General features: G+C 45.3%; 22 protein-coding genes and 2 riboswitches. All 22 genes read right to left on the bottom strand.

The features are described from left to right. Nucleotides 1-47: 47 nt before the first annotated feature. The 22 genes from U2P91_RS08880 to U2P91_RS08775 all read right to left on the bottom strand — a co-directional run bounded on the left by U2P91_RS08880 (nt 48) and on the right by U2P91_RS08775 (nt 25682). Entirely contained in the window at nt 48-1058 is a 1011-nt protein-coding gene (locus U2P91_RS08880) for a sensor histidine kinase (protein ID WP_322519475.1), read from the bottom strand. A gap of 12 nt (nt 1059-1070) precedes the next feature. Then, the gene (locus tag U2P91_RS08875; RefSeq protein WP_111888079.1) at nt 1071-1745 is read right to left on the bottom strand and encodes a response regulator transcription factor; all 675 of its coding nucleotides are present in this window, start codon (nt 1743-1745) and stop codon (nt 1071-1073) included. A 203-nt stretch (nt 1746-1948) separates the two neighbouring features. Further along, nucleotides 1949-2791 (bottom strand): hypothetical protein, encoded by an 843-nt coding sequence (locus U2P91_RS08870; RefSeq protein WP_162624491.1) that lies wholly within the window; start codon nt 2789-2791, stop codon nt 1949-1951. Nucleotides 2792-2884: 93 nt separating this feature from the next. Further along, nucleotides 2885-3598, bottom strand: coding sequence for a type 1 glutamine amidotransferase (locus U2P91_RS08865; RefSeq protein ID WP_322519474.1), 714 nt, complete (start codon nt 3596-3598; stop codon nt 2885-2887). Between the two features lie 475 nt (nt 3599-4073). After that, nucleotides 4074-4259, bottom strand: a riboswitch (cobalamin riboswitch). Between the two features lie 45 nt (nt 4260-4304). Further along, nucleotides 4305-4889 (bottom strand): precorrin-6Y C5,15-methyltransferase (decarboxylating) subunit CbiT, encoded by a 585-nt coding sequence (gene cbiT, locus U2P91_RS08860; RefSeq protein WP_111888082.1) that lies wholly within the window; start codon nt 4887-4889, stop codon nt 4305-4307. Next, entirely contained in the window at nt 4882-5508 is a 627-nt protein-coding gene (cbiE, locus tag U2P91_RS08855; protein ID WP_111888083.1) for a precorrin-6y C5,15-methyltransferase (decarboxylating) subunit CbiE, read from the bottom strand. Before cbiE ends, cbiT begins: the two co-directional genes overlap by 8 nt. Beyond that, entirely contained in the window at nt 5496-6641 is a 1146-nt protein-coding gene (cbiD, locus tag U2P91_RS08850) for a cobalt-precorrin-5B (C(1))-methyltransferase CbiD (RefSeq protein WP_322519473.1), read from the bottom strand. Before cbiD ends, cbiE begins: the two co-directional genes overlap by 13 nt. 12 nt (nt 6642-6653) lie before the next feature. Then, nucleotides 6654-7385 (bottom strand): precorrin-2 C(20)-methyltransferase, encoded by a 732-nt coding sequence (cobI, locus tag U2P91_RS08845; RefSeq protein WP_322519472.1) that lies wholly within the window; start codon nt 7383-7385, stop codon nt 6654-6656. A 2-nt stretch (nt 7386-7387) separates the two neighbouring features. Further along, on the bottom strand, nt 7388-8017 hold the full coding sequence (locus tag U2P91_RS08840) for a precorrin-8X methylmutase (protein ID WP_111888086.1): 630 nt from the start codon (nt 8015-8017) through the stop codon (nt 7388-7390). A gap of 53 nt (nt 8018-8070) precedes the next feature. Further along, nucleotides 8071-8955 carry a GHMP kinase gene (locus tag U2P91_RS08835; RefSeq protein WP_111888087.1) on the bottom strand — a complete coding sequence of 295 codons (885 nt, stop codon included), beginning with the start codon at nt 8953-8955 and terminating at the stop codon, nt 8071-8073. Beyond that, complete coding sequence (locus U2P91_RS08830; protein ID WP_242988464.1) at nt 8952-10319, bottom strand: cobyrinate a,c-diamide synthase; 1368 nt, start codon at nt 10317-10319, stop codon at nt 8952-8954. Before U2P91_RS08830 ends, U2P91_RS08835 begins: the two co-directional genes overlap by 4 nt. Nucleotides 10320-10531: 212 nt before the next feature. Continuing rightward, nucleotides 10532-11809 (bottom strand): heme ABC transporter ATP-binding protein, encoded by a 1278-nt coding sequence (locus U2P91_RS08825; RefSeq protein ID WP_111888088.1) that lies wholly within the window; start codon nt 11807-11809, stop codon nt 10532-10534. A gap of 1 nt (nt 11810) precedes the next feature. After that, nucleotides 11811-12842 (bottom strand): FecCD family ABC transporter permease, encoded by a 1032-nt coding sequence (locus tag U2P91_RS08820; protein WP_322519471.1) that lies wholly within the window; start codon nt 12840-12842, stop codon nt 11811-11813. A gap of 114 nt (nt 12843-12956) precedes the next feature. Beyond that, entirely contained in the window at nt 12957-13913 is a 957-nt protein-coding gene (locus U2P91_RS08815) for an ABC transporter substrate-binding protein (protein ID WP_322519470.1), read from the bottom strand. Between the two features lie 104 nt (nt 13914-14017). Further along, a riboswitch (cobalamin riboswitch) is annotated at nt 14018-14208 on the bottom strand. Nucleotides 14209-14280: 72 nt separating this feature from the next. Beyond that, nucleotides 14281-15111, bottom strand: coding sequence for a leucine-rich repeat domain-containing protein (locus tag U2P91_RS08810; protein ID WP_322519469.1), 831 nt, complete (start codon nt 15109-15111; stop codon nt 14281-14283). A 39-nt stretch (nt 15112-15150) separates the two neighbouring features. Further along, nucleotides 15151-16023, bottom strand: a complete 873-nt coding sequence (locus U2P91_RS08805) for a leucine-rich repeat domain-containing protein (protein ID WP_322519468.1) — start codon at nt 16021-16023, stop codon at nt 15151-15153. Nucleotides 16024-16110: 87 nt separating this feature from the next. Further along, nucleotides 16111-16899, bottom strand: coding sequence for an ECF transporter S component (locus U2P91_RS08800; protein ID WP_322519467.1), 789 nt, complete (start codon nt 16897-16899; stop codon nt 16111-16113). Next, a complete protein-coding gene (locus tag U2P91_RS08795) occupies nt 16878-18572 on the bottom strand; it encodes an ABC transporter ATP-binding protein (protein WP_111888093.1) in 1695 nt (564 codons plus the stop codon). Before U2P91_RS08795 ends, U2P91_RS08800 begins: the two co-directional genes overlap by 22 nt. 94 nt (nt 18573-18666) lie before the next feature. Beyond that, nucleotides 18667-19617 (bottom strand): energy-coupling factor transporter transmembrane component T, encoded by a 951-nt coding sequence (locus tag U2P91_RS08790; protein ID WP_111888094.1) that lies wholly within the window; start codon nt 19615-19617, stop codon nt 18667-18669. Between the two features lie 130 nt (nt 19618-19747). Next, nucleotides 19748-20848, bottom strand: coding sequence for a DUF4430 domain-containing protein (locus U2P91_RS08785; protein ID WP_111888095.1), 1101 nt, complete (start codon nt 20846-20848; stop codon nt 19748-19750). A gap of 80 nt (nt 20849-20928) precedes the next feature. Continuing rightward, nucleotides 20929-21876 carry an ECF transporter S component gene (locus U2P91_RS08780; protein WP_111888096.1) on the bottom strand — a complete coding sequence of 316 codons (948 nt, stop codon included), beginning with the start codon at nt 21874-21876 and terminating at the stop codon, nt 20929-20931. Beyond that, nucleotides 21873-25682, bottom strand: a complete 3810-nt coding sequence (locus tag U2P91_RS08775; protein ID WP_322519466.1) for an Ig-like domain-containing protein — start codon at nt 25680-25682, stop codon at nt 21873-21875. The genes U2P91_RS08780 and U2P91_RS08775 overlap by 4 nt, the downstream gene beginning before the upstream one ends. Between the last annotated feature and the right edge of the window lie 2 nt (nt 25683-25684).

The raw sequence follows: 25684 nt of genomic DNA, 5'->3' as shown, positions 1-25684 counted from the left end.
TTCGACTTACATTTCGACTTCTAATCTTACACTTTTGTAAGGTTGTCTTATAAGGCTTCAAACCGCTTAGTGGCCAGATCAATGCTGACTCGGGTGCCCTTTCCCACCTGGGAGGTTACAGTAATTACGTGGGAGAGCTTATTTAATACTTGCTGACTCAAGTAAAGACCGATGCCGGTAGATTTTTTATCCATTCTGCCGTTGTAACCGGTAAAGCCCCGATCAAAAATCCGTTTAATATCTTCTTCTCTGATTCCAACACCGGTGTCAGAAATAATTAGGGTTTTTTCTGAATGTTCATCCAAATAAATGGATATCTTCCCCTGATTGGTGTATTTCAGAGCGTTTGAAATAATCTGTTCCAGAACAAAGATCAGCCATTTTTCGTCGGTTAGAACACGGCAATTCATTTCTTCCAACTCCAACGATATTTTTTTATTGATAAAAATAATGCTATATTTTTTCACCGCCTGTCTGATGAGGTCTGCCAAATCATACTCAACCAACAGCAAATCTGATGACATACTTTCAAGCCTTAAATACTGGAGCACCATCTCGACGTATTGTTCAATTTTAAAAAGTTCCTGGGCATAGGTGCTGGTGCGTTCCCTATCACCTTCCTCCGTCTGAAGTAACAGTCCCATTGCTGAGATAGGGGTTTTAATCTGATGGGCCCATAAGGTGTAGTAGTCAATCATATCCGTTTGCCGGTTATCGAACTGGGAGATCAGCTCAGCCCGATTCTCCGCCAATACCCGGGTCAGGGTTTGATAGTCTACTTCCAGCAAATCCCGAGGCTTTGGTAATTCCCCCACCCCAGCGGTGGCCCTACTGATCCCCTCTGTCAGGCGCTGATGCTTTTGATAAAACTGCACAAAATCCAGACCGGCAAAAACAACGGCCAGAGCCATAACCAGTTCAGTACTATAAACAATCGGCTCCAGCGGCAAATAATACAGGGCATATACCATGGCAAAGACAAGTATGAATAAGACAAAGGCGACCATTACCCTAATCCGACTTTTCAAGTAAGCACCCAATACAAATAATATTTTCATTTTACACCTCGATTAATCCCCAATTAAATAGCCGACGCCTTTTTTAGTGGCAATAAAATCGGCCAGCCCGGCTGTTTCCAATTTCTTGCGCAGCCTGGCAATATTTACCGTCAAGGTGTTATCGTCCACAAAGCAGTCGCTGTCCCAAAGCCGTTTCATAATCACATCCCGAGAGACCACCTTGCCCTTATTTTCCAGTAAAATTTGAAGGGTTTTAAACTCATTTTTACTTAGTTCCACTTTTTGATCCACATAGATAATGCTGGCATCATTAAGATTTAGAATCGCGCCCTTATGTTCCAGTAGGCTTACTTGGCCCTGAAAGGAGTAGGTCCGCCTAAGCAGAGCTTGAATCTTTGCCACCACCACCGCCAGATCAAAGGGCTTGGCAATAAAGTCATCGCCGCCCATGTTCATTGCCATAACAATATTCATGTTATCACTGGTCGACGAAATAAAAATAATCGGCACCTTAGAAAGCTTGCGGATTTCGCTGCACCAATGGTAGCCGTTAAAAAATGGCAGGGAGATATCCAAAAGGACAAGCTGCGGATCATAGGCCACAAACTCATCCATAATATGATGGAAATCCGCAACGATTTGGGTTTCAAGTTCCCATTTATCCAAATGATTTTTTAGTGCTTTTGCTATAATCTGATCGTCTTCTACAATTAGTATTTTATACATACCGAACCATCCTATCCTTTTCTGACCGTGGGCAAAGTAAAACACTGATGCTTTGTTGCCGCTTTGTTGCCGCTTAACTCCCATTATAAATCAAAGTAGCCCAATTTCAAAATCGATCTGAAATTCGACTGTCAGATTTGTTCTTATCGATAACGTTAAAACTCCCCATTGCATGACGGGGAGTTTTTTTGTATCGCTAAAATTTATTCCACACTCCAGGCTTCCACATTGGGGATGGAGTATTGCTGACCATCATCAGTGGTGTCGGTATAAAGGTATTCAACAGTTCCCCATACGGTTACCATTTGGCCTTCAACAAAGGGGGATTCTCCAGAGTTTAAGCGATAATAGACCTGTACCATTTGATTAGGATCATCGTTTAAATCCATGATAAAATCACAGAAGTAGTGTTGATTTTCAAAGTTTTCATAAACCTGATAAACCCGTCCCGTCATCTTGACCTTATTTCCGGTTTCATTTTTAGCCGTTTCAACTACATCGGCATAAGATAACTCTGTGGTCTGAGCTTTAAACGGATCCAATCGGGCCTTTCTCTGGACAGTCGTCTCGTCGTAATAGCCCATGTCAAAATTACCCTCGTAAATTATATCGCCATAATAATTGTAAAGCGTGCCCTGTCCATCATAACGATTATCGGTGTAATTGCCATCATATAAGAGCTTCTTATCAAGATACTCTTGTCCCGGCCCATTTAAAAGATCATTCTGATAATTACCTTCCTGTGTGAACCCATCTTCCCAAACGGTTTCTCCCATTCCCTGAAAATGGCCTTGTTCCCATGTACCGTCATAAGTCCAGGCAACTTCAGCATCATTGGAAACCGTAAACACGCCAGTTCCCTGAGGCAAACCTTTTACCAATTGGCCGTTATAGGTGCCGGTTTTTTCGCCAAATGATAAGGCTAAGGTAATTTCCTGGTTTTTTACCGACTCCGATTTATTGCCAAAAATGCTCGGAATCAGCGAGCAGCCTGACAGCAATAGCGCTAAGCCAAGGGCTGTCAGTATCAATGTTATCTTTTTCATCATACATTCCTTTCAAAACTAAATGTTTGCAAACCATTTGCTTGGTATTTACCCATTCTTTCACCAGTCATTTGTTTTTGCCAAAAATTTTTATTAAAGATCGTCAACCTCAACCATCTGTTTTAGTTGGGTCAGAAAGGCGGCCATCCACTGATTATCCTGACGGATGTATTCCGGATGGGCTAAGACCTCTTTTGGCAACTGGACATAATCATCCGGAACCATTTCATCGCCGCAATTTGCAATCAGATCATTAATAATCGGCAGGGTGTTTTCCAGGTGAAACTGAAAGCCAAAAACTCTTTTGTTATAAATGAAGGCCTGATTTTTGCAGGCGGTGCTTGCGGCAATGACCGTGGCCGCCTCAGGCAGCTCGACAAAGGTATCACCATGCCAGTGAAAAACCACCGGGTTGTCCGGAAAAAATGCAAACAGCGGTGACGCTTTGGCTTCTTTAGAAAACGTGATCGGGAGCCAGCCGATTTCTTTTTGCTTGTTCTGAACAACCTTCCCGCCAATGCTATCAGCAATTAACTGACTGCCGAGACACATACCAAGGACCACCTTGTTAGCTTTTATGGCGGCTTTGATCAATTTTTTTTCGGCCTTCAGCCAGGGGTATTGATCTTCTTCATAAATGTTCATGGGACCTCCCATCACCACCAGCCAGTCAAATTCATTTACCTCCGGCAGTGCTTCATCGTTATACAATTGCGTCGAGGTAATAATACTTTGATTGGTTTTTGCCCACACTAGAATACTGCCGGGATTTTCAAAGGGTACGTGCTGTAAATAGTGAATTCTCATCTGTGACCTTCCTATCTGATTATTGATTATTATCCTTATTTTTATGCAAGTATACCATTTTAAACGCATTTTTTAAATTTTTTTATTTAAAGGCAAATAAAAAAAGCACAACCAGAACTGGATGCACTTTTTTTATTGGTACTCAGATTTTTGGCCAGAAAAATCTAAGCAGAAATGAGGAATAATATTCTATCAAAAATGTAAATTAATGAAAGCAAGGTAAATTCGGGGATGTCACACACCATCCCCGAGGAAGGGAATTAAATACTGACTTGGAGATGTCCTTCTATTCGAAGAGATTCTACTTTTGGCTAGGAGAAATTAACCAACTCCCAAGAATCACACACTTCCTGGGTTCGCTTGCAATCGTTGTCGACAACAAGACGAAAAAAAATCCTTCTCCAGTGGAGAAGGATAAAAGAATCATACTTACAAATTTAAATATAATGCTCTTACAGCCCTCTAAATCGGAGGTTGTTAAGAAATCACTACAAACAGGTCTTCTGGCTCAACAATCAACTTTCCATCTCCCTTCCCGTTAAGTTCTTAACAGTGGTTATGAGACGGTCATCATGTTTTACAGCTGCGATTACAGCAAAGGATTTACACCTTTTTCCCTTGAATATAGGACAAGTTCACTATTTAATTAAGTTTATTTTACACCAGGTTGCACTTCTTGTCAATAGCATTTTGAACCTTTGAGTCGTTAATTTAATTCAGCATCCCCAGTGATAATAAAAATCGGGTTGGCGGCCTTTAGCATCGTTAAACCACCAATGCCTTCGCCCCGGCTGATGCCCACTTGAACCAGTTCTACATTTTCAAAATACTGGTTCATCAGGGTGGTGGCCTGGGCGGCGTTCTCCAGGGTGACAAAATTGGCAATGACCCGACCACTGGCCCGGAGATTGGCCTTACACCACTGAAACAGGCCTTCCATATTACCGCCGGAACCACCAATGATGACCCGATCCACTGGCTCTTTAATTTCAGCCAGCACTTCTGGCGCCTTACCGGGGATAATGACCACATGGTTGGCATTAAAATGTTCTTTATTCTTTTTTACCAGTTCCAGCGCCGTTTCTTTGGCTTCCACAGCATAGACCTTACCATGGTCGGCGGCATAAGCTGCTTCCATAGTGAGACCCCCGGTGCCGGCGCCGATATCTACGACCACATCGCCGGGGTTTATCCCCAGCAACGAAATGGTGAGGATGCGGATTTCGCGTTTAGTCATCGGTGCCTTACCCCGAATATAGGCCTCGTCCTTGTATCCTGCTATCTTACTCATTGATGACCACCACGACTGCCAGCCCTTCCTCCTGATAGCTCAGGGCTTCTGTTACGGTTAAGCGGGTTATTTTCTCATTAGGATAGGATAACTCTTCACCAACATAAAGCAAGCTGTTTTCACAACCGACTGATTTAAGAATCCCGGCAATAAACGCAGTATTATTATTTTTGTCAGTAAGAATGCCCAGCTTTTTATTTTTTGCCAGAGCTGCCGCCAAATCCTGATCCCGGCCATGAAGGCTCATCAGCTTAGCATCTTCCCAACACATTGCCAGTTTGGCAAAAAAATACTGCAACGAACTAATCCCGGGGATGCAGACAATGTCCTTTTCCGGTACTACTTTTTTGGCATAGGTCAGCAGACTATAAAAGCCGCAGTCACCGGAAACAACCAGCGCGGTTTTCTTAGTCTTGTATACCTGGGCAACCTTTTCCATCAGCTCACTTAGGGGGGTTCCCTTGCCGATAAAAAGCATTTCTTTACCACTGGCATCAAAACTTTCAGCATGGCGGGTGCCACAGAGAATCACTTCTGCCGCTTCAATTTCTTTTAATGCGATCGGCAGTATATAATCCGGATGTCCCGGTCCCAGTCCAATAATTTTTAATGGGTACATAATCGTTTCCTCAACTCTTCTGCGTCTTTGCTTTGTCCTAAAAAGCCATGGATCTTGGAAAACAACACCACTTCCATTTCAATGGTGCCATAAACCCGATCGGTGACCTTTTTCTTTATGACCTCGGCCAGATGATCAAAATAGTCCGGCAAATTTTTGCTCAGAATTAAATCGGTTGCTTCATCGGTGGTTTTAGAGGTCATGATTTTTTCCATCGTTTTCTGGGTTGCGCCGAGCAAACCGGCGTGGGCGGTTAGAATTTCCATCCGTCCGTCGGCAACACTGCTATGGGTATTAAAAATCCCCCCAGCCAGCTTCACCAGTTTTCCCAGATGGCCAATCAGCAGAATCTTATCAAAACCCATCCGTTCAGCCTCATCCAGCATAAAACCGATATAATTACTGGTTTTTACCAGTACCTCCTCAGAAAGTCCCAGTTCCTCGGAAAAGTCTTTCCCATAATTGCCGGGGACAAAGATGATTTCTTTAAAGCCTTTGGCATGGAGCACTGAGAGTTCCAGTTTCAGGGACGCCTTAAGGGCATCTTCACTCATCGGCTCAACAATCCCGGAAGTGCCGATAATCGACAGTCCGCCTTTAATCCCCAGCTTGGGATTAAAGGTTCGTTTGGCCAGTTCCACACCCTGGGGAATGGACAGCTCGACCCGCCAACCTTTGGGTAAATCCGTGATCTGACGTGCGGCTTCAGAAGCTAAAACCGTTTTAATCTCCCGGGTAATCATCTCCCTTGGGGTCGGATTAATGGCCGGTTCACCCGGAGGAATACTGAGTCCCACTGAGGTGACCGTACCGACACCAATACCGGCTGCAAACTCAATTCCGGCCTGGTCTGATGAGGTGATTTTCGAAAAAACCTTGACGCCATTAGTCACATCCGGATCGTCCCCAGAGTCTTTGATCACTGAGCAGGAGGCTTCGTTTTCTGAAAAAGTCTGATCGTGCAGCACCAGATCCAGGGTCCAGCCCTTGGGTGTACTGATTTCAATGGTTTCCCATTTCTGTTGATTTAAAAACATTAACAGTGCCGCTTTGGTGGCGGCGGTGGCGCAAGAGCCGGTGGTATAGCCGTAGCGCAGGGTCTTGCCATTTTTTTCAATGGTTTTATTTAACATGGCTTACCTCCCTTACTGAAGGGGATAATTCTTTTTGATTAATAAGGTCGATAAATACGGGATCTTACCTTTTAAGACATCAATATCCCGGACCACTTGCTGGGTGTCCATACCGATGTTGGATACCAGCACAAAGCTTTTTTCCAGCCCGCGGGCTTCCAGTTCCTCAGCCATCCAGGCATTATTGGCGGAAATTTTCATCACCACAATATTCTGGTGGGCATCCAAAATCGCCCGGATTTCTTCTACTGGCTGAGTCATCGCCACAATCCCCAAGGATTCTTCTCCCTGGGTCAGGGGAATATTGAGTTGCGCCCCGAGATTGCAAAATGACGGCACCCCTGACAGGGTGATCACTTCAATACTACGTTTTAGTAGATATTCCATCACATAAGAATAGGTGCTAAAGACCATCGGATCACCCAGAGTAATAAAGGCGACGTCCTTGCCCTGATTAAGCAGCACTTCAATTTCATCGGCATTTTCTTTCCATTGTTTTTGCAAGGCTTCCCGTTCCTGAGACAGGGAAATCATCGGAAAATTCATTTCCAGAACTTTTGACAAATCGGAGATATGACTTTTGACAATTTCAAAGGCAACACTGGTGCTGCCCATTTTTTTTACCGGGGTAATCACCATATCACAGGCATCTAAAACCTTAGCCGCTTTAACGGTGAGCAGATCGGGATCGCCGGGGCCAACTCCGATGCCATAAAAAATTCCTTTTTTTGTAGCGCTCATCATTCTTACCATTCTCTTCCCAGTTGATAAAGCATGGCATTAAGAATCGCCGCCACGACCGGACTGCCGCCTTTTCGTCCGTTGATCCGAATGATGGGACTGTCAATCTGATCCAAAGCTTCCTTGGATTCCGCCGCGCCGACAAAACCGATTGGCGCACCGATAATCAGGGCTGGTTTGGCATTGCCAAGCTTGACCTGTTCAATCAGGGTATATAAGGCGGTTGGCGCATTACCGATGGCAAAGATGCCCACACTGTCGTCCTTCAACGCTCTTTCCATGCTGACCGTGGAGCGGGTGACGCCGCGCTTTTTGGCTTCTGCGGCGACATCGGCATCGTGGACAAAATTGACAATTTCAATGCCGTGGTCAGCCAGTGCTTTTTTATTAACTCCGACCTGAATCATCCGGGTGTCGGCATAAATTTTCTTGCCCTGTTTCAGTGCTTCGATGCCACTTTCATAACCGTTGTTTAAAATTTCCAGTAAATCCGCATATTCAAAATCAGCGGTGGTATGGATGATCCGTTTAACCATCGGGGCAATGGCTTCCGGGAAAACCTTATCGCCCATTTCAGCGGTAATAATCTCAAAACTACGCTCTTCAATTTCTCGGGGGTTGTTAATGTATTCCATTTTTTCTCACTTTCTTAAGTCGATTTATTTCTTTATTATTCAAAGCTCTATGATCACACCTCTTCGGTGGTTATTTTTATTCCGCCCGGGATCAGGCGGTTTTGGTAGATTTCGGCATAGGCCGATTCGGGAACAACCTGCTTGAATGCATTTAGAAACTCAGCTTCTTGAAAATCACCATTGTCATACATGACGCCAATCACTGTGCCGCTATGACCGATGACGGTTCCCAGACCACCAAAATCCCGAGATAGGCCAATCAAATCATCGAGATAATTCTTTTTTAAGCGTTTCTGGTTAAGAATAGCGCTTTTAGTACAGGCCGCGCCAATCTCCTTGAGGCTTTCGGTGCGAACCCCTTTTTCAAATTGAGTGACAATTTCGACAAAGATGGCTAAGTCGTCTGAGGAATAATCATCCTGACTTTCATTAAAGGTCATCGTATCAATGCCACCGTTAAAATCAATGATTAGGATATCTGCTTCCACGGTGCCATCAAATTCCTTTAGTACCGAGCCACTGAGATGATTAAAAAGGTTTAAGCGCTCAAACATCAGATTGTCTGATGGCTCAATACCGGTGCAAAGCGAACCGATCTCCTTTGGGATCAGATCCAGACCAAAATAAGCACAAAGCCCGGCAGCCATTCCGGCAATATCGGCAGTGCTGCTGGCCATTCCCTTTTCCACGGGAATATCACTAACCATGGAAAAATGCAAATGTTTTTTTTCCAGCTCTGGAATCGCAAAGCGCCGAAAAACCGCTTCGACCTGTTTTCTGGTTTTGGGCTTTAACACCTCAAGATTCCCCGGGCCTTCAGCAATCGTAATCCGGGAATAGCGGTCAATCGGGCTGGATACCAGACAGGGACTGCCATCATACCAGCCCTGAATATATTCGCCACAGGTGCCCGGGGTTTCGACCTTAACCCGCCTCATGCCTGCCCCGCTTTGTGCTCCAGAACGACATTTAGGAGACTGCTTAAAAACATCGGGTTGCTGTAAAAATGAATATGCGGATAACCAGCCAGGACATTTTTCTGGCGGTACCCACAGGTCCAGGTTTTCCCTTTTTTGGTGATTACATAGGCCGTCGGCAAGACTTCATCACTAGAAACCAGGCTGTGATGAAATTCATGTCCGCGAACCGCAATGCTTTTTCCACCAAGATAGGCCGAAATATCAACATATCCAAACCGCTGCAACCGTTTGGTCATTGTGGAATCGGCATCGAAAAATCCCACCGCCGGATTCGTTTCACCGCTGTTTAGAGTCATCGAATTGGTCAGATACATAAGCCCCCCGCACTCCGCATAACAGGGCAATCCGGCTTCCAGCTTATCCTTGATATCAGCAATCATCAACGTGTTGGCGGCCAGCTCGGCGCCGAATATTTCCGGAAAGCCACCACCGATATATAAACCATCGAGATGCTCTGGGAGACGCGCATCATTTAAGGGACTGAAAGTAACCACTTCCACTCCGGCGTTTGCCAGGGCTTTAAAATTGTCATCATAGTAAAAATTAAAGGCCCGATCTTTGGGAACGCCAATCCGCAACCCCTGATATTTATCGGCATAAGCTAAAAAGGGATCGATAAAAGCACTCACCGGTTGGTCATGCTTGCTAATTTCCCATAATTTATCCAGATCAATATAGGCTTCGGCCAACGCTCCGGCCTTGTCCACCTTTTCCCTGAAATCAGCAATCTCTTCCACCGGTACCAGCCCGAGGTGACGACTGTCCATGACAATGTCCGGATTATTAGGAAAATAACCCAGGCAGGTCACATCATTATAGGCTTCAATCATTTCTTTTAACAACAGGTAATGAGACTTTGATGAAATGCGATTGATGATGACCCCCACAATATTCGCTTCGGGGTCAAAATCGACATAACCCTTTACCAGTGCTGCGGCGCTCTTAGCCATGCCCCGGCCATCAATGATCAAAATCACCGGTGCGCCAATGGTTTTGGCCAGATAGGCACTGCTGCCCACCTCCGACTCCAGACTATGGCCGTCATAGAGACCCATGACCCCTTCAGCAATCCCCAGACCATTTTCTTCGTCCAGCCGTCTAAAAAAGAGCCCCCTGATGATTTCCTCGTCCAGCATCCAGGTGTCCAGATTAATGGAAGGTTCACCAGTAACAAAGCGATGAAACATCGGATCAATATAATCCGGACCGGTTTTAAAAGGCTTTACCCGGAGACCCCGCTTTTTAAAGGCCGCCATGATGCCCATGGTAACCGTTGTTTTGCCAACATTGCTGCTGGTTCCCGCCAGCATAAAATAATTCATATTTCTGTCTCCTTTTTTTAATGACTTGTATCACACGCTTATATTGTTATTAAAATTGCTCTATACGTTGAATTAAAGAATTTTGCAAATTGAACCGGTAATTGTGCAGTATGCGGGCGATTAATAATCGCCCCTACATTAAATATTTAATCCGACTCATATATTAAAAACTTCACCGCACAGCGGCTGCTTCCAGCCAACCATTTGCGAAGCTATTTTTCATTAATCAGGGTCCGTTCTTTGATCATTTTTATAAACTCCTGATGACTATTCATTTCGTTGACCGTTTTCTTCTTTTTGATAAGCTCAAGCTGTTTAACCAGCTCGCCTTCGGTAAAATCGTTGTTCAGACAATTTCGATGGAAATAAAGCTCACCCCGCAGGTTTTCCAAACCCATCAGGTTATTAATATTACCATGACCAAAAGGCAGATCCGAAATCAAAATCAGGTCACTTTCTGCCATCACCGCCAGGTTTTCTTCCTGCTTTTCCCTGCTGATGGCGGTAAAAGGACTTTCTTCAACCATCGGAATCCCCAGCACATCACAGATGGTCCAGTCATCACTGCCCTGGTTGACCACTCCGGCTGTGACCTGATGGCCCATGGCCTCCAGTTCTTCTAACACCTGAGAAGCCTGATTGCCTCCACAGATCACGTGAATTTTCAAACTGCGATAGTTTTCCGATTCCTTAATCACCCGCAGTGGGATAATCTCCGGTTTACAAAAAAGCTTATTCTCCTGAATAAACATTTTCATTTCATAGACTTTTTTGAGATTGGCTTCGGTGATTACTTCTTTCGGTGTTCCGTCGATGATGACCCGGCCGTCTTTCATTAAAATAAGCCGGTTGCAATATCGGGCCGCCAGATTGATGTCGTGAAGCACTGCCACCACGGTCATCGATTTTTTTAAATTCAGGTTGCGGATCAGCTCCATCACTTCAATCTGATGGTGGATATCCAAAGCCGAGGTGGGTTCATCCAGAAGAATGATATCCGGTTCCTGAGCGATGGCCCGGGCAATAATCACTCGTTGCTTTTCGCCACCGCTAAGATTATTATAAAACCGTTTTCTAAAATTTAAGGTCTTGGTAGCCCGCATGGCCTCGGTTACAATATTATAATCATTCTGAGTTTCTCTGGTGCGATAACTCAGATAGGGGTTTCGCCCCATCAGAACGATGTCCTCCACGGTAAAATCGTAGTCGATATCAAAAGACTGGGGCACCACGGCGATCATCTGGGCCCGTTCCCGTTGGGTATAGTTAGTATTGTTCTTTTCTTCCAGGGTAATCACCCCGGATTTAATCGGCAGCAGTCCGGACAAGCATTTTAACAGGGTTGACTTGCCGGTGCCGTTAGGACCAATCAGCCCGACAAACTCGCCCTGGCAGATGGTCGCGCTAAATCCCTGTAGGATATCTTTTTCGCCATAACCGGATACCACATCCTTGAAATCGAGCATGATTCTTGGCATTAACCGTTCCATCTCAGAGCCCCCCTTTTTTTCTTTTGCGGAGCAGATAAACAAAGAAAGGACCGCCAAAGGCGGCGGTGATTACACCCACCGGAATTTCCTGAGAGGTCACCGACCGGGCCAGGGTGTCGCAAAGAATGAGAAAAGCACCGCCAAAGAGCACTGAAAAGGGTACCAATGTGCGGTGTTTGGGACCGGTGATCATGCGGACAATATGGGGCACAATCAGCCCAACAAATCCGATAATCCCCGTGGCCGCAACCACTGCTGCCGTTATAAGGGATGAGGAAAAGAGGATTTTCTTCTTAAGCGCCTCGGTATCAACGCCCAATTGAGTGGCCGTTTCTTCGCCCAGCAGCATAATATCCAGCTCTCTGACGGAGGTTAACATGATGACGCAGCCAATCACTACATAGGGCAATACAATCAGGACCTGATCCCAACCCTTACCATTTAAACTTCCCATCACCCAAAAAATAATTTGCGTCATGCTATCATTATTAAAGATCATCAGTAATGACATAAAGGCTCCCAGTGATTGGCCAATGGCGATGCCACTGAGTAAAAGCGTGGCCACCGGCACCTTACGACCGACCCGGGAAATATTATAAACCAACAGAATGGTTAAAAAAGAACCGCCAAAAGCCAGGATAGCAACCCCATTGGATCCTAAAAAATTACTGGAGAAATTCATCACAATACCAATCGAGGCACCCAATGCCGCCCCGGAGGATACCCCTAAAATGTAGGGGTCGGCCATCGGATTTTTAAAGATTCCCTGATAGGCAGCCCCGCACAGTGCCAAAGCACCACCGGTCAGAAAAGCGAGAATGACCCGGGGTAGGCGAACATTCCAGATAATCGCCGTTGCGCCCTCATTGATATTTTCCATCCCCAGATTAATATGAAAGATCTGATTTAACAGAATTTTATTGGCATCCCCAAACGAAATGGTCGTAATCCCCGTAAGGGTGCACAGATAAATCGTGCCGATGCAGATTGCAATCGACAATGGCAACGCGTATTTTTTCAGTTTTTTTTTCATGCTGACTCCATTTTCTCCATTTAATCTGTTCACTCCTGAATTCTCTCTTCTTCATCTGATAAAATTCAGGGGCGAACAGATTTCACCCCTACCAATTTTGGTTTAACAGACACTTTATTTTGCAAATATTTCCGGATAAATATCCTTAGCCAACAATGCCAGCCCCTGTACAATCCGGGGGCCCGGTCGTTGAATTAAATCGCTTTCCGGGGTTAAAAATTCGTAATATGCGATCTCGTTATTTTTAATCGCGGTAACCTTGTCAAACCCGGGCGTCGCCTTTACCTGTTCTGGTGTGTTGTAAAGGGAAATATACACATCCGGATTGCTCGCAATAATTTGTTCAGTACTAAGCTGAGGCCATGGCGTAGCTGCATCAGCAGCGATATTTTTGGCATTAAGATCAATAAGCATTGCATCCATCATCGAGTTAGGACCAGCACTGAAGAAGTCACCCACATCAATAAAGACTGATTTCTGGGTTTTAGCAGTTTTGGCCTGATCAACGATCACCTGACGATCCGTCATCATTTTTTTAACCACATCCCCAGCCGCATCATTAGCGTTTGCCACTTCACCCGCAATCACAATATCTTTCATAACCCCATCTATACTGATCGGACTAAAGAGGATGACCTTTGCACCCGTGGCTTCCAGTTGTTTTCTGACATCATCGGAAACAAAATCTGAAGCCAGTACTAAATCGGGTGACAGAGCAATGATTTTTTCCACATTGGGCGCATTGTAGTCACCGATGCTCGGCACGGTTAGCGCCTGTTCGGGATAATTATCATACTCGGTGCGACCCACCACCTGATCCCCTACACCAATGGCGAATAAAATCTCGGTTGCAGCGGGAGACAGTGAGACAATTTTCTGGGGTTCTTTTTCAATCTTGACGGCGTTTCCAAGATCATCGGTTATTGTCACCGGATAGGTGGTAGCACCGCTTTTGGGTGAGACGCCGGAACCATCTGCGGATGACTCGCCACTCTGGCAGCCGGTAAAGGATACCATCAGCGCTAATACGGTAAAAATCACCAACAACCTTCTCATACTTTTCTTTTTCATTTTCTTCCTTCTTTTTCTTTATTTTTTTGCTTTTTTCGCAAAAATAAATCCAGCTTCCTGTGGAGGCTGGATACTAAACAAAAGGTTTAATTCTTTTCTTCCCACCGAAGAATTTCTATGATTATGAGTGTCCTGACTCTTGCTTCATCCTCAGTTCTCCCTTCCCATCGGTTAGACAGTGGATTAAAAACGTCGTCAGCAATTACAGTAGCGGGGGCTGTAGGGGTCTTACACCCCTTTCCTCATCACTTTCCTATTATATTAGTGGAAGTGTATCATAGAACGGGAAATTTTTCAATTGAATATTTTAGCGAGCTTCATCCCAAGCCAAGCATTTGATCGTCTAAATTCTAGTTATTGAAGTCCTTTATTTTTTCGCAACATTATTTACGTATTCTGTTCGAAACTCCTGGGATTGGCAATAGTGATCCACCCGGGAACCCTTTATGCAGCGAATTATGGTATCATTTTTATTAATAATCCATTCGCCGATTTCATCAATATTATGAAGAATAGTCAGATATTTAAGCCGCGAGCAGCCATGAAAAGTCCATTTTCCCAGCCGCTTGACACTACCGGGAATGAACACCTCGGTCAGGTTTTTACACCTAAAAAAAGCACTCTCTTCAATTTCTGTCACGCCCTCTGGGATCATCAGTTTTCCTTCCAGTCCGGAAAAATAGAATGCTTCTTTGCCAATAAAGGTCAGATTTTCTGGGAATACCACGCTTTTCATATTCTTGGTCCGATAAAAGGTGCGTCGTTCAATCCGGCTGACCCCATTGGGGATCGCAATGGTTTTTAATTCCCGACAGGATTCGAAGGCACTTTCTCCAATACCGGTTAAGCAACTACTTGGCGAAAGTGTGATCTGAGTCAGGGCCAGACAATTTTTAAACGTTCTCGGCGGAATTGACCGAATGCCATTCGGGATTTCGATCATCAACAAATTGGTGCAGCCCATCCACGCTGCTTCCCCAATTTCTTTGAGCGTTACTGGAACATGAAGGGTTTTCAGGGCCGTACAACCTTTAAAGGCATTTTTATCAATTCGAATCAAACCTTCCGGTAAGGTCAATTTTTTTAAACTCATCTTATTTTCAAATGCACCAAAACCAATCGCATCATAATTTCCGTTGATGACAATTTTTTCCTGTTTATAAATTCTCACCTGATTCTTTCCCAATGTCCTGATCATCCCGCCTGCTCCTCATCATAATTTTTACAAACACCGTTATTATAAATACTCCGTCTGATACTCGTAATTTTGACAATACTGATCGACCCGAGATCCCTTTTTGCAGAATATTCTAACACTTTTTCGATTGAAAAGCCATTCACCCAAATATTCCGGGTCACTACGGAAAGTTACTTTTACCAGTTTTGGACAGCCATGAAAGGCCCATTTCCCGATGTGCTTTACACTTTTGGGGATTTCAATTTCCTCAAGAACTTTACATTTCAGAAAGGCACTTTCTTCAATTGACTCCAACTGGTCATTGAGCTCAATTGATAATAGTCCACAATTGTAAAATGCTTCTCTGCCGATGCTTTTTAAATTCATCGGCAACTTCACCGCTTGCAATTTCTTGCATCCACAAAAAGCTCTGAAATTGATCGCTTCCACTTTTTCCGGTATAGAAATTCCAGCTAATGCCTCACATTCCAGAAAGGCACTCTCCCCAATGTACTCAATATTGTCATGCAAAACAAGATCATTCAAAGACCGGCACTTCTTAAAGGTCTTTTCTTCGATCCGCCTGACCCGCCAGGGGATATCGATAGTTCTTAGTCGCAGACAATCGTAAAAGGCACCCTTGCCAATGCGCCAGATTTGTTTTGATAGTTCAATCCGATTTAACATGGTGCAACCCCGGAAGGCTTCATTGCCGATAATTTTGACGCTGTTTGACAAAACTACCCGCCGCACCTTTGTGATTCCTTTAAAGGCACCCGTGCCAATCTCCCTAAAGGGTTCCGTGACCTCCATCTGTTTGTTTTTTATACTTTTCGCATCGCTGCAATCAAAGAGACCCTCTTGTTTTACTCTCTGATTCACATGCCATACCTGGGTTTGCCGCGTTTCTACTGCTTTACTATACTCTTCCATTTCGTCATTTCTCCATCTCAGCATCCGCTGTCATCATCAAAAGAAACTCTCCCTGTCACTTTTGATCTTTTTTCACTAAAACAAAATCTATTTTGGATCAATCAGACCATATTTTTTCTTGATCCGTTCCAATTTTTCAATCATCGGGTTAGCTGCAACAAATAAGAAAAACACAGTGGCACTGGCATGAATCAAATCAAAGGGTGCCCCAGTGATATAAGTGGCTAAAATCGTTTTCCAGTTAATAATGCTGGACCACATCAGCAAGGATGCCATATTCATAATTCCGCCATAGATAAAAAAGGTTGCCAGAAAGCCATACAGACAGAGCTGACCCTTGCTTTTTTTCATGGCACCCTTCTTTACCAGAATGCCCGCCAGAAAACCAATAATACCGAAGACAAACATCTGCCAGGGGGTCCAGGGGCCTTGACCAAAAAAGAAGTTGGACACAAAACAAACCATGGCTCCCACCAGAAAGCCGGATTCGGCACCAAAACAAACCCCGGCAATGATGACAATGGCCACCACCGGTTTAAACTGTGGCAACATGAAAAAGGCGGCCCGTCCAGCGACACCGATAGCCGCCAGCACGGCGATGATAATCAGCTCTCGAGCCTGGGGCTTACGTCCTTCAAACACCATCAAAAAAGGGATGCAGGTATAGATAATAATAAACAGGCTGATAAAATAATATTTACGATCTTCCATAAAATAAATACCAAACCAGATCGTCAGAGGAATCATCATCAGAATCATCATCAGGGCGGCCCATGTCCGTTTGCTCAGCCTTCTTTTGCTCAGATTTTTTTTGCCAGGTGGTTCGACCTGTTCTTCAACCTCATCTCGGTCATCTAGAAATTCATCTGACAACATGTAATCACATCCTTTACTGTAATTGCATTTTCAAAGATATGCCGGGACATCCGGTTTGCTGAGGTGGTATAAAAACTGTTGCCCGAAAAAAAAGCCCGCGGTGAATTACTGGTGACAATACTGCCATCAAAAAACAAGCCGCAAACATCCCCGAACAAGGCACAAAATTCAATGTCATGGGAAACCATAATAATGGTCACCCCCTGTTTTTGAAGTGCTCTCAAAATCTCGCCCAGTTCCCGCTTAAAGTGGTTATCCAGGCCTTTTGTTGGTTCATCGAGCAATAGAATCTGCGGTTCCAGTAGCATGATCTTGGCCAGGGCCAGCCGTTGCTGTTCGCCGCCGCTGAGGTCGTAAGGGTGCTGATCCAACAAATGTTCAAGATGCATCAGTTTAACAAACTTATCCACCATTGTTTTTTGGTTCTGATCGCAGTCAGAGGTGCTACCTTTTATCGCTCTGGTTCCGCCAATCATTTCATATAAATCCCGTTCCACCGTCTTTTTAACAAACAGACTTTGGGGGCTTTGTGGCAGTACCCCCAACATGCCATGAAACAATTCTTTATCGGTTAGCTTTCTGACATCTCGGCCATTAAGTAGCACCTTGCCCCGATACGGTTTGTTGATCCCCGAAATCAGCGATAGTGAGGTTGTTTTCCCGGTGCCATTTCCGCCTACCAGACAGTAAAACTCGCCTTTTCGAACCCGCAGTGATAAGTCTTTAACCACATCCGGCAAGTTCTTATCATAGCGAAACCAAACCTCTTTAAGCTCCACGACCGGGTCACTTAATGCTGGCTCCGGGGTTTCCAGCGGCATGACTGTTTTTAGACCCGGATTATTGCAAAACAGTTCGCTCATCCACTTGCGGCCTTCTCTCACCGTAATCGGGCATTCCAGATCCGATTCCACCTCGGCAAAAATCTGCATCGGGGCCGGCATCGATAAAAACATATCGTGACCAAGGGTCCGTAGTTTTTTTCCGATTTGGCGGGGGGTTCCCGTGGCGATGATTTCGCCTTCATCCATGACCACCACCTGATCGGCAACCGGGAGAACATCCTCCAGACGATGTTCGGTCATAATAATGGTGGTTCCCAGTTCGCGGTTGATTTTTTTAACCGTTTCCAGAAAATCCGAAGCTGCAATAGGATCAAGCTGAGAGGTTGGTTCATCCAGAATCAGCACCGCGGGATGCATGGCCATAATCGAGGCCAGATTCAGTAGCTGCTTTTGTCCCCCGGACAATTCCACGACATTGCGTTTAAACCAGCCCTGGATGCCAAAGTAGGAGGCCATTTCAGCGACTCGCAGACGAATGGTCGGGGTATCATAGCCCAGGCTTTCAAGACCAAAGGCCAGTTCATGCCAGACCTTATCAGTGACAATCTGATTTTCCGGGCTTTGCAGCACGTAGCCAATTTCCTGACTCTGGGTTCTTAAATCGGCTTCTTCCAGGGGTTTTTCCCGATACAGGATTTCTCCGGTGCGTGTCCCATAAGGGGTCAGGACCGACTTAAAATGCCGGAGCAGGGTGCTTTTACCACAGCCACTTTTGCCGCACAGCACCACAAAATCCCCCTCCTCAATGGCTAGATTCATATTTTTCAGGGCCGGTTTATTCATCTCCGGGTAGGTAAAGCTCAGGTTGTTTATTCTTAATACTGTCATCCTTTAATTGATTGATTGATAAAAATCATCAATGCCTCCTTCTTAAAGATCTACTGTAAAGATCAACGTCATTCACGTTCTTATTTTTGTGTGTTTATGGTGCTTCCACACTCACCTGCATTTCCATATGGAACTCTTTTTCCGGTATCACCGCCTTCATTTTTTCCCATCTCAGGTAAGACAGACCGTCTACTGCCACCGGCATCAAACAAAAGGCTCCAAAAATGAAATAAGTAAAAAAACTAAAAAAGGTGACCGGGTTAATGCCACTTATAACAATCGCGGGATTATATTGAACAAAGGTGTTACCCATCGATACCCCGACAATAAACAACAGCAGCAAGCCCAGCATCATTGCCAGCATTCCCTTATCCCGTTTATCAAAACGATAGAGGGAAAAGGCCGTTCTACCGCTTAGCCCATAGCCTCTCGCCTTCATGCTGTCCGCGGTTTCAATGGCATTTTCCAGCGCCCAGGTGACCATAATCGAGAGAATGGTTACCCCATGTCTGGCCCGCATTAAGATATTACCGTTGGTAATATCCCGACCAATGCATTTCTGCCCATTACTGATCACCTTAAGCTGAGCCTTGAATTTTGGTACAAACCGCAAAACCATGGAAAAAATCAGCGACAGTGCCGGGATGATTCGCCCAAACAGATAGATAAACTTGTCCGATGTCATAATAATGTTATAACAGGAAAACCAGATTATCACCTGGACCAGCATCACCGACATCACAATGCCATAAATGATGGATTCCAGGGTGATGGGATTGCCATTTTTCAAGTAAAACAAGATGGTTACCCCAGCATGATTAAAGAGCGGGTTAATCAGCGCTACAATAATTAACATTGGCAGCATAAATAAGAAATTAAATTTCAGCACCTTCTGCCAGCCTTGAAGCACCATAGAATAGATGATTGCCGATATAAGCGACACGCCCAAAATCACCGGGTGATTAAAAAACACACTGATGGTCAGGACGACTACAAAATAGAAAAAATTTATGATCGGATGATAGGTCGAAAAAGCATCTTCCATTGACACCCTCCTTAATGATTTGTTGATAAACAATTACGAAACAAAAAACATTGAGCGGCCATTGCTTTGCGCCAAAGCGGGCGCAAAGCTGATAGCTCCTACTTAACTGACAAGATTCACTTCTTAAATCCTACCACATGCTATTATCCCCAACATCTCTGCCCAGATCGCAGGTGTAAACCCAGTTAATGACATCACCCTGTTTGACGGCGTATTGACTGCACCCGTAATTGGGGAACCAACCATTGACATTATACATCCATCCGGAACGCTCCCCACCGTCAAACTCATAAAGCTGGTTGATACCCTCAACATAAGCGGAGTTATAAGCCGGTGTAAAACTGGATTCCATGTGAATACCATTGTCCCGACAGACCCGTTGAAGCACATCGTGAACCGATTCTCCCGCGTTAAAGCTCACTTCCGAGGGGTAAAGAATCCAGCCGTTGGCCGGAACAAAGGCACCCTTTCCTGAAGGCAATCGGTCCATATGATCGAGCAGGGTCGAACAATTAATTGAAAGGGTACAGACATTGCCAGCCGAACTGCTACTGCTTGAACCATCCGCTGCTGCCATACCGTCTCCTGTTGTTCCTGATTCACCTGAACTGGCATTCTGGATCGGTGCAATGGTTTTGCCAGCCACAACATAATAATCATCTCCAGTCTCAATGACCTTAAAGGATAAGCGAGTCGTAGCTGATTGGGGATCAAAGGTGGCATTACTCATCTTAGCAACGCTTCCGGCATTGACTTTACACAGCGCAGCACTGTCTGCGTCCCATTTTTCCGCAAGGGTGATGGTTAAGGTTGGAACGGTAATCAGCCCGTTACTCCCAGCTATTTTCATCCCAATGCCATAGGGCGCATTTCCGGCCCCTGCTTTAATGCGATTAAGGGTGTCACCCTGGGTGCTAAATTCAATTTTCAAGTTCTGATCAACCGGGTTTTTGATATCCTTACCACTAAACGACCAAACGTAATTGATGCCATTTTCCCCGGTGCCCGAAAAAGTTACCGTTCGATCCTGACCGGCGATGGAGCGAAACTGGGCCGCAGTAATTACGCCATCCTCCGGGATCGCAGTATCATCTGCTAATTCCACGACATCCTGTGACTCCGCATCACTGGATAATGCTGCATTAATATTGCTGCACCCCAAGGTTGTTACTGCCATTAAAATAAACATAAGCAGTAGCAACAGCCACCTCTTTTGCAAACCTTCCTTCATGTTCTTCTCCTCAACAATTCTTCCTGACTCATTTTAGTCATTTTCTATGCCATCAACAAACAACGTCGTACCGGCAATTGTTATTGATACAGACCGAATTTTATTTTTACCCGCTCCAGCTTCTCGACCATCACCGGACCCAACATCGCCCCAAAAAACGCCGTCCCCAGCGCGTGAACCGCATCATAGGGTACACCGGAAATATATAAAAGCTTCATGGAGCTCCAATCCATGGCCATTCCGGAACCAGAAACACCGACTGACATCACCAATGCAGCGATGTTCATGATTCCCCCATAAATGATGAAGGTCGTCAGAAAACCAAAGACCCCGATGGTTAGCCGATCGACAGGTAGCCGCTTGTGCTGAATCAGAATGCCAATTAAAAGACCAATAGCGCCATATCCATAAAGCTGCCACCCCATAAAGGTCCCGCCTACATTGAGAAACAGGTGCATCAGCAGGCCAATTAGAATTGCGAAAAGCACACCCATAACCGGACCCAAAACGATTTTAAAATCGCTTTCCTTTTTAACAAATTCCAGGTCTTTATTAAAGCAGAGCCCCGCTAAAAATCCCAATAAGCCCCAGCAAAACATCTGCCAGGGGGTCCAGGGTCCCTGACCGGCAAACATATTTACCACCAGCCGGGCCATGGCCCCGGTTAGAAATCCCTGTTCCGGACCCAGACAAATTCCAGCAATGATAATCAGTGCACCGCCAGCCTGGAACGGGGTAATCATAAAAAAGGCCAGATTCCCACAGGCAGCAATGGCGGCCATTGCTGCAATCAACACCAGTTCCCGAGCTTCCGGCTTTCTATTTTCAAAAGACAAGCCAAACGGAATAAAGCTGTAAAAAATAATCAGCAAACTAATAAATAAGTATTTCCGATCCCCCAAATAGGTAATCCCCACCCAGATAGTCAGGGGGATCAGGATAAAAACTAATAGTGATGAAATCAGGGTGCGATTCTTAAAAAGCCGTGTCCATGGCGAATTTTTAATTTTGTTATCAACCGTATTCATGCCCGTTTCATTCTCTTTTTCTTAACCAGATACATGGTTGCTCCCACAATACCGGTCAGTAGAATCACAACACCGCCAAAAATCATCGGACCATTGATTTGATCAATGATCATGGCCCCAGAATTTTCCGCCTCAGCAGTTTTTGCGTTTGGAGTATAGGTACCATCAAACGACCAGGGTGTAAAATTCTCAGCAGACGTTCCACCCTTTGAAGCAGCCGTCGCCGTCGTGCCGGTAGCAGATCCGGCGGCCGCTGTTCCACCACTCGCTTTTGCAACCGTACCACTTCCGCCTGATTTTGTAGTACCAAAACTCTGTTCATATTCTTTTTTTATATCATCGAGGCTTTTTTCTTTGTCAATGACTGGGTTAAAGCCATCGGTAATCCCAAAAATCCAGGGTTTCCCACTTTTTAAGCGATTATAGGAAATCATCGCTTGCATGGCCTGATAAGAAGCCATCCCATTGAGCGTGCCGGGTTCGCCGCCACCGTTGCCGGTACCGCCGGCTTTTATATGCATAAAGCCGCCTCCGTCGACATAATAGTTCATCAAATCGGATAAGATCCAATGATCACCCTTGATAAAACGGGGATCAGCGGCGGGATCAATGCCCAGCGAGGTCAATGCTAGAATGACCTGGGATGTGCTCTCAGAGGTTTCCGGTGCACCAAAGGTGCCATAACTGCCGTTGCTATTCTGAAGTTCAGCCAAGGTGTTCACGGCCCGGTCAACGACTGGTTTAACATCTTCCCGATCTTTATATTTCGCCAACGACTGAAGCGTCATCGCCGTCACATCCGTATCCGGAGCCGCATCAGCACTGTCTGAATACAGTGAAAAGCCACCCCGGACCCCGGCACTGGTTACCACTTCCCGATCCAGAATGGTTTGAATCAGAAGTTCCCGGGTGGTTTGCACACCCGTTGTATTGAGCGGTATCTCGTAATTATTTGAATCCAACGCAATCAGTGCCCAAACATAGGCCATCATGCCACCCCGCTTAATCTGGGTAAAATTGGACAGTTTACTCAGCAGATTATAACCACCAACATCGGTAGGATCTTTGCCAATGGCAGTTAAAGCCAAAATGGTTTTTGAATAGTCGGTATTGGTCCGATCACCGGAAATTGATCCGCCCCCTTCGTTTAACTCCTTTACCACATTACTGTAGAACAGTTCATAATAGCCTTCCGGCACCGCATACCCCCCTCTGGCAAAGCAGACGGTTTCCCAGAGACCGCTTTGAATGGTCGGATTTGCCGCTGCTATTAGCATATAATCCGATGTTTTCTCCAGCGCTTTGGTGATTTCCGGTTCCAACGGATTAATCTGTTCGGTATTGATCGTTGTTTGCAAGGTTTTAAGGGAAGTTCTATCCACGATAATTCCCACCAGTGAAGGATTGACGCTTTTGAATTCAATTCGATTTTCTAAAAGTGTATACTGGTCTTTGTCAATCACTGTAACGGTTCCATCTTTTTGCTGGGTAACAATGCTTAACTGATCATAAGCCAGAACATCGTTACTCACCGATAATGATATGGTTAATCGCTCATCTGAAGTAGGCATATAGTCCAGGTTGTAGTTTGTCATATCTTTTAAGGATATGGTGTATAAATTTAATAATTGGGTTGATTCCGAACTAATTTTTTCGTTTTTCATCAGCTCGATAAATTTGCTATAGGCTATTTGTGTAACCTTAACCTGATCCACCTGCTGACTGACATACCAGGGCGTATCAACAACAATGTCGCCGTCTGCCTTGTTTTGAGCTTTCACTCGTTTCTGAAGCCCCAGAATTTTATCTTTCACGCTGGTGTCCAGAAGTCTCTGCTGACTTTCTGCTAAACAGTCATATGCTTTTCCCAGTTCTAAGAATGTTAAAAACTGATAAGAACCGATCGTTAACGTCTGCTCATCAATGTCTGAAGTCGCAAGCTGGATCTGCTTGACAATCTCTAATTCCGCCGTATTTAAGATCCCACTATTTTCAACCAGCCCCTGCTGGTCGGTATTTAATGCCTCATAATCTTTACGGGCAGCGGATACCTGTTTAACATCAGCTAGCGTTAATGTTTGAGGTAAGTCTGCAATGGTTGCCATAACGATTCTTGCAGCATTCTGATTGTTTTTTTTGATCAACTTGATCATTTTTTCACAGGCCGTCAGCTTATCAAGTGCTTCTTTAGGAACAAGACTTTGTTGCTCAGCGGTTAATCCACTGACAAAAGCAGCTCTCGCCGATACCACCGCCGCTTCGTTTATTAGCTTAGTCTGATCGGGCTCTGGGAGCAGATTAATGGCGGCAATCACCTGATTTGCCAGCGCCTGATTTACCTCCAGTTCAGCCATCCGATTGAGCAAAGCCGTCAGCTTCTCGATTGCCGAAACACTCACCAGCCGCTTGGTATTTTCGGGACTAACCTCGTACTCGGCTTTGATCGCTTCCAGCATCGGCTTATCCGAAAGCACCAACGCTTTAATTTTTGGTAAAGCGTTTATTTTTGCCGTGATGCCATCCGCCAATTCCCGCGGCGTGGCCACCGTCACCTCACACTTCGCGGTGTGGCCACCGGCTGTTTGGGCAGTAATCGTTGCCGTTCCCTTGCCAGTTGCCGTAACCAAACCCGATGTGGATACCTCCACAACTCCAGTATCCGAACTTAACCATCGCACCTCTTTTGCGTCCGTTGTGCTCTCCGGCGTATAAAAGACACTCAACTGATGGATTCCCGCCGTCTCCAGGGCCAATCCATTTAAACTAAGCTTAATACCGGTCATCGGGATGGCTCTTACATCGACCAGACAGGTCGCGCTTAAATCGCCACTTTGTGTTGTTGCCAAAACCGTTGTCAGACCTGGCCCCATCCCGGTAACCACGCCATTATCATCAACCATCGCCACGTCCGGATTAGTGGACTGCCAGTTCACTACTTTGCCAAGGGTCGCGTTTTCCGGATAAACCGTCACCTTTAGTTCATAGGTTTGAGCCACATTCATTTCCAGATTTCCAACCGATAGCGTGATTGACTCAGCGGGAATTGGCTGTAGTGTTTTTAATTGATCTGTCGCCGCATCGACGGCCCCCTGTGAGGCCTGTAAGTTCTTCGCTATACTCATGGCCTGATCATAGGCATCACTAAAAGCCGCATCGGTCATAAACTGATTAAAATACGGGCTGTTCCGTACTTGAGCTAAGGCTTCTAAAAGTGGGTCTTTGTCCGCCACAAAGATAGCTGGTACGTTTCCAGAAAGAGTCTGCCCCAGATCGGCACCGTTTCCCCATAATGAAAACTGCACCCGGATAACATCGCCAGGATTCGGAACATAGCCTGCCATTTCGCTGCCGATCAGTTGATTGTTAATCGTGCACATCCACGCCGACATGGAGTTGTAATCGCGTTCTCCGAGTTGTCCGGGGGACAAAAGTCCAACTTCATTTAAGCTGGCCTGGGTTGGCGATACCTCATTATTTTCGTTAACTCCCATTGCCGAAATAACAGTAGGTACCGAATCGCCTGAAGACTGCGCTCCAACCACCGCATAAAGCCGATCACCTTGCCAGATCATCTGGTTTCCGACCACCCGATCCAGGATACTGCCAAGACTTTCACCGCTGCCAACGGTTACCTTAGTCGGTGCTAAAACAAACCCATCCATTAGCGTCAGTTTTTCCACCGTTACCGTCACGCTACTCTGCTGTGGCTTAACCTCTCCGACTGCTAATACCATCGCGTTGGATGTGAGCAACAGTGTTACACTTAACACAAAGGAGCTGATTTTTTTTATTAAATTGTGTTTCATTT

It is taken from the genome of Acetobacterium sp. K1/6, assembly GCF_034438075.1.
Lineage (GTDB): Bacteria > Bacillota > Clostridia > Eubacteriales > Eubacteriaceae > Acetobacterium > Acetobacterium carbinolicum.
Note: the sequence above shows the minus strand (reverse complement) of the source record. Positions and strands in the feature narration are given on the sequence as shown.

Excerpts from the sequence above, each read along its gene's own strand:
- U2P91_RS08880 (WP_322519475.1), bottom strand. The coding sequence starts at position 1,058 with ATGAAAATATTATTTGTATTGGGTGCTTACTTGAAAAGTCGGATTAGG.
- U2P91_RS08875 (WP_111888079.1), bottom strand. The coding sequence starts at position 1,745 with ATGTATAAAATACTAATTGTAGAAGACGATCAGATTATAGCAAAAGCA.
- U2P91_RS08870 (WP_162624491.1), bottom strand. The coding sequence starts at position 2,791 with ATGAAAAAGATAACATTGATACTGACAGCCCTTGGCTTAGCGCTATTG.
- U2P91_RS08865 (WP_322519474.1), bottom strand. The coding sequence starts at position 3,598 with ATGAGAATTCACTATTTACAGCACGTACCCTTTGAAAATCCCGGCAGT.
- cbiT (WP_111888082.1), bottom strand. The coding sequence starts at position 4,889 with ATGAGTAAGATAGCAGGATACAAGGACGAGGCCTATATTCGGGGTAAG.
- cbiE (WP_111888083.1), bottom strand. The coding sequence starts at position 5,508 with ATGTACCCATTAAAAATTATTGGACTGGGACCGGGACATCCGGATTAT.
- cbiD (WP_322519473.1), bottom strand. The coding sequence starts at position 6,641 with ATGTTAAATAAAACCATTGAAAAAAATGGCAAGACCCTGCGCTACGGC.
- cobI (WP_322519472.1), bottom strand. The coding sequence starts at position 7,385 with ATGATGAGCGCTACAAAAAAAGGAATTTTTTATGGCATCGGAGTTGGC.
- U2P91_RS08840 (WP_111888086.1), bottom strand. The coding sequence starts at position 8,017 with ATGGAATACATTAACAACCCCCGAGAAATTGAAGAGCGTAGTTTTGAG.
- U2P91_RS08835 (WP_111888087.1), bottom strand. The coding sequence starts at position 8,955 with ATGAGGCGGGTTAAGGTCGAAACCCCGGGCACCTGTGGCGAATATATT.
- U2P91_RS08830 (WP_242988464.1), bottom strand. The coding sequence starts at position 10,319 with ATGAATTATTTTATGCTGGCGGGAACCAGCAGCAATGTTGGCAAAACA.
- U2P91_RS08825 (WP_111888088.1), bottom strand. The coding sequence starts at position 11,809 with ATGGAACGGTTAATGCCAAGAATCATGCTCGATTTCAAGGATGTGGTA.
- U2P91_RS08820 (WP_322519471.1), bottom strand. The coding sequence starts at position 12,842 with ATGAAAAAAAAACTGAAAAAATACGCGTTGCCATTGTCGATTGCAATC.
- U2P91_RS08815 (WP_322519470.1), bottom strand. The coding sequence starts at position 13,913 with ATGAAAAAGAAAAGTATGAGAAGGTTGTTGGTGATTTTTACCGTATTA.
- U2P91_RS08810 (WP_322519469.1), bottom strand. The coding sequence starts at position 15,111 with ATGATCAGGACATTGGGAAAGAATCAGGTGAGAATTTATAAACAGGAA.
- U2P91_RS08805 (WP_322519468.1), bottom strand. The coding sequence starts at position 16,023 with ATGGAAGAGTATAGTAAAGCAGTAGAAACGCGGCAAACCCAGGTATGG.
- U2P91_RS08800 (WP_322519467.1), bottom strand. The coding sequence starts at position 16,899 with ATGTTGTCAGATGAATTTCTAGATGACCGAGATGAGGTTGAAGAACAG.
- U2P91_RS08795 (WP_111888093.1), bottom strand. The coding sequence starts at position 18,572 with ATGACAGTATTAAGAATAAACAACCTGAGCTTTACCTACCCGGAGATG.
- U2P91_RS08790 (WP_111888094.1), bottom strand. The coding sequence starts at position 19,617 with ATGGAAGATGCTTTTTCGACCTATCATCCGATCATAAATTTTTTCTAT.
- U2P91_RS08785 (WP_111888095.1), bottom strand. The coding sequence starts at position 20,848 with ATGAAGGAAGGTTTGCAAAAGAGGTGGCTGTTGCTACTGCTTATGTTT.
- U2P91_RS08780 (WP_111888096.1), bottom strand. The coding sequence starts at position 21,876 with ATGAATACGGTTGATAACAAAATTAAAAATTCGCCATGGACACGGCTT.
- U2P91_RS08775 (WP_322519466.1), bottom strand. The coding sequence starts at position 25,682 with ATGAAACACAATTTAATAAAAAAAATCAGCTCCTTTGTGTTAAGTGTA.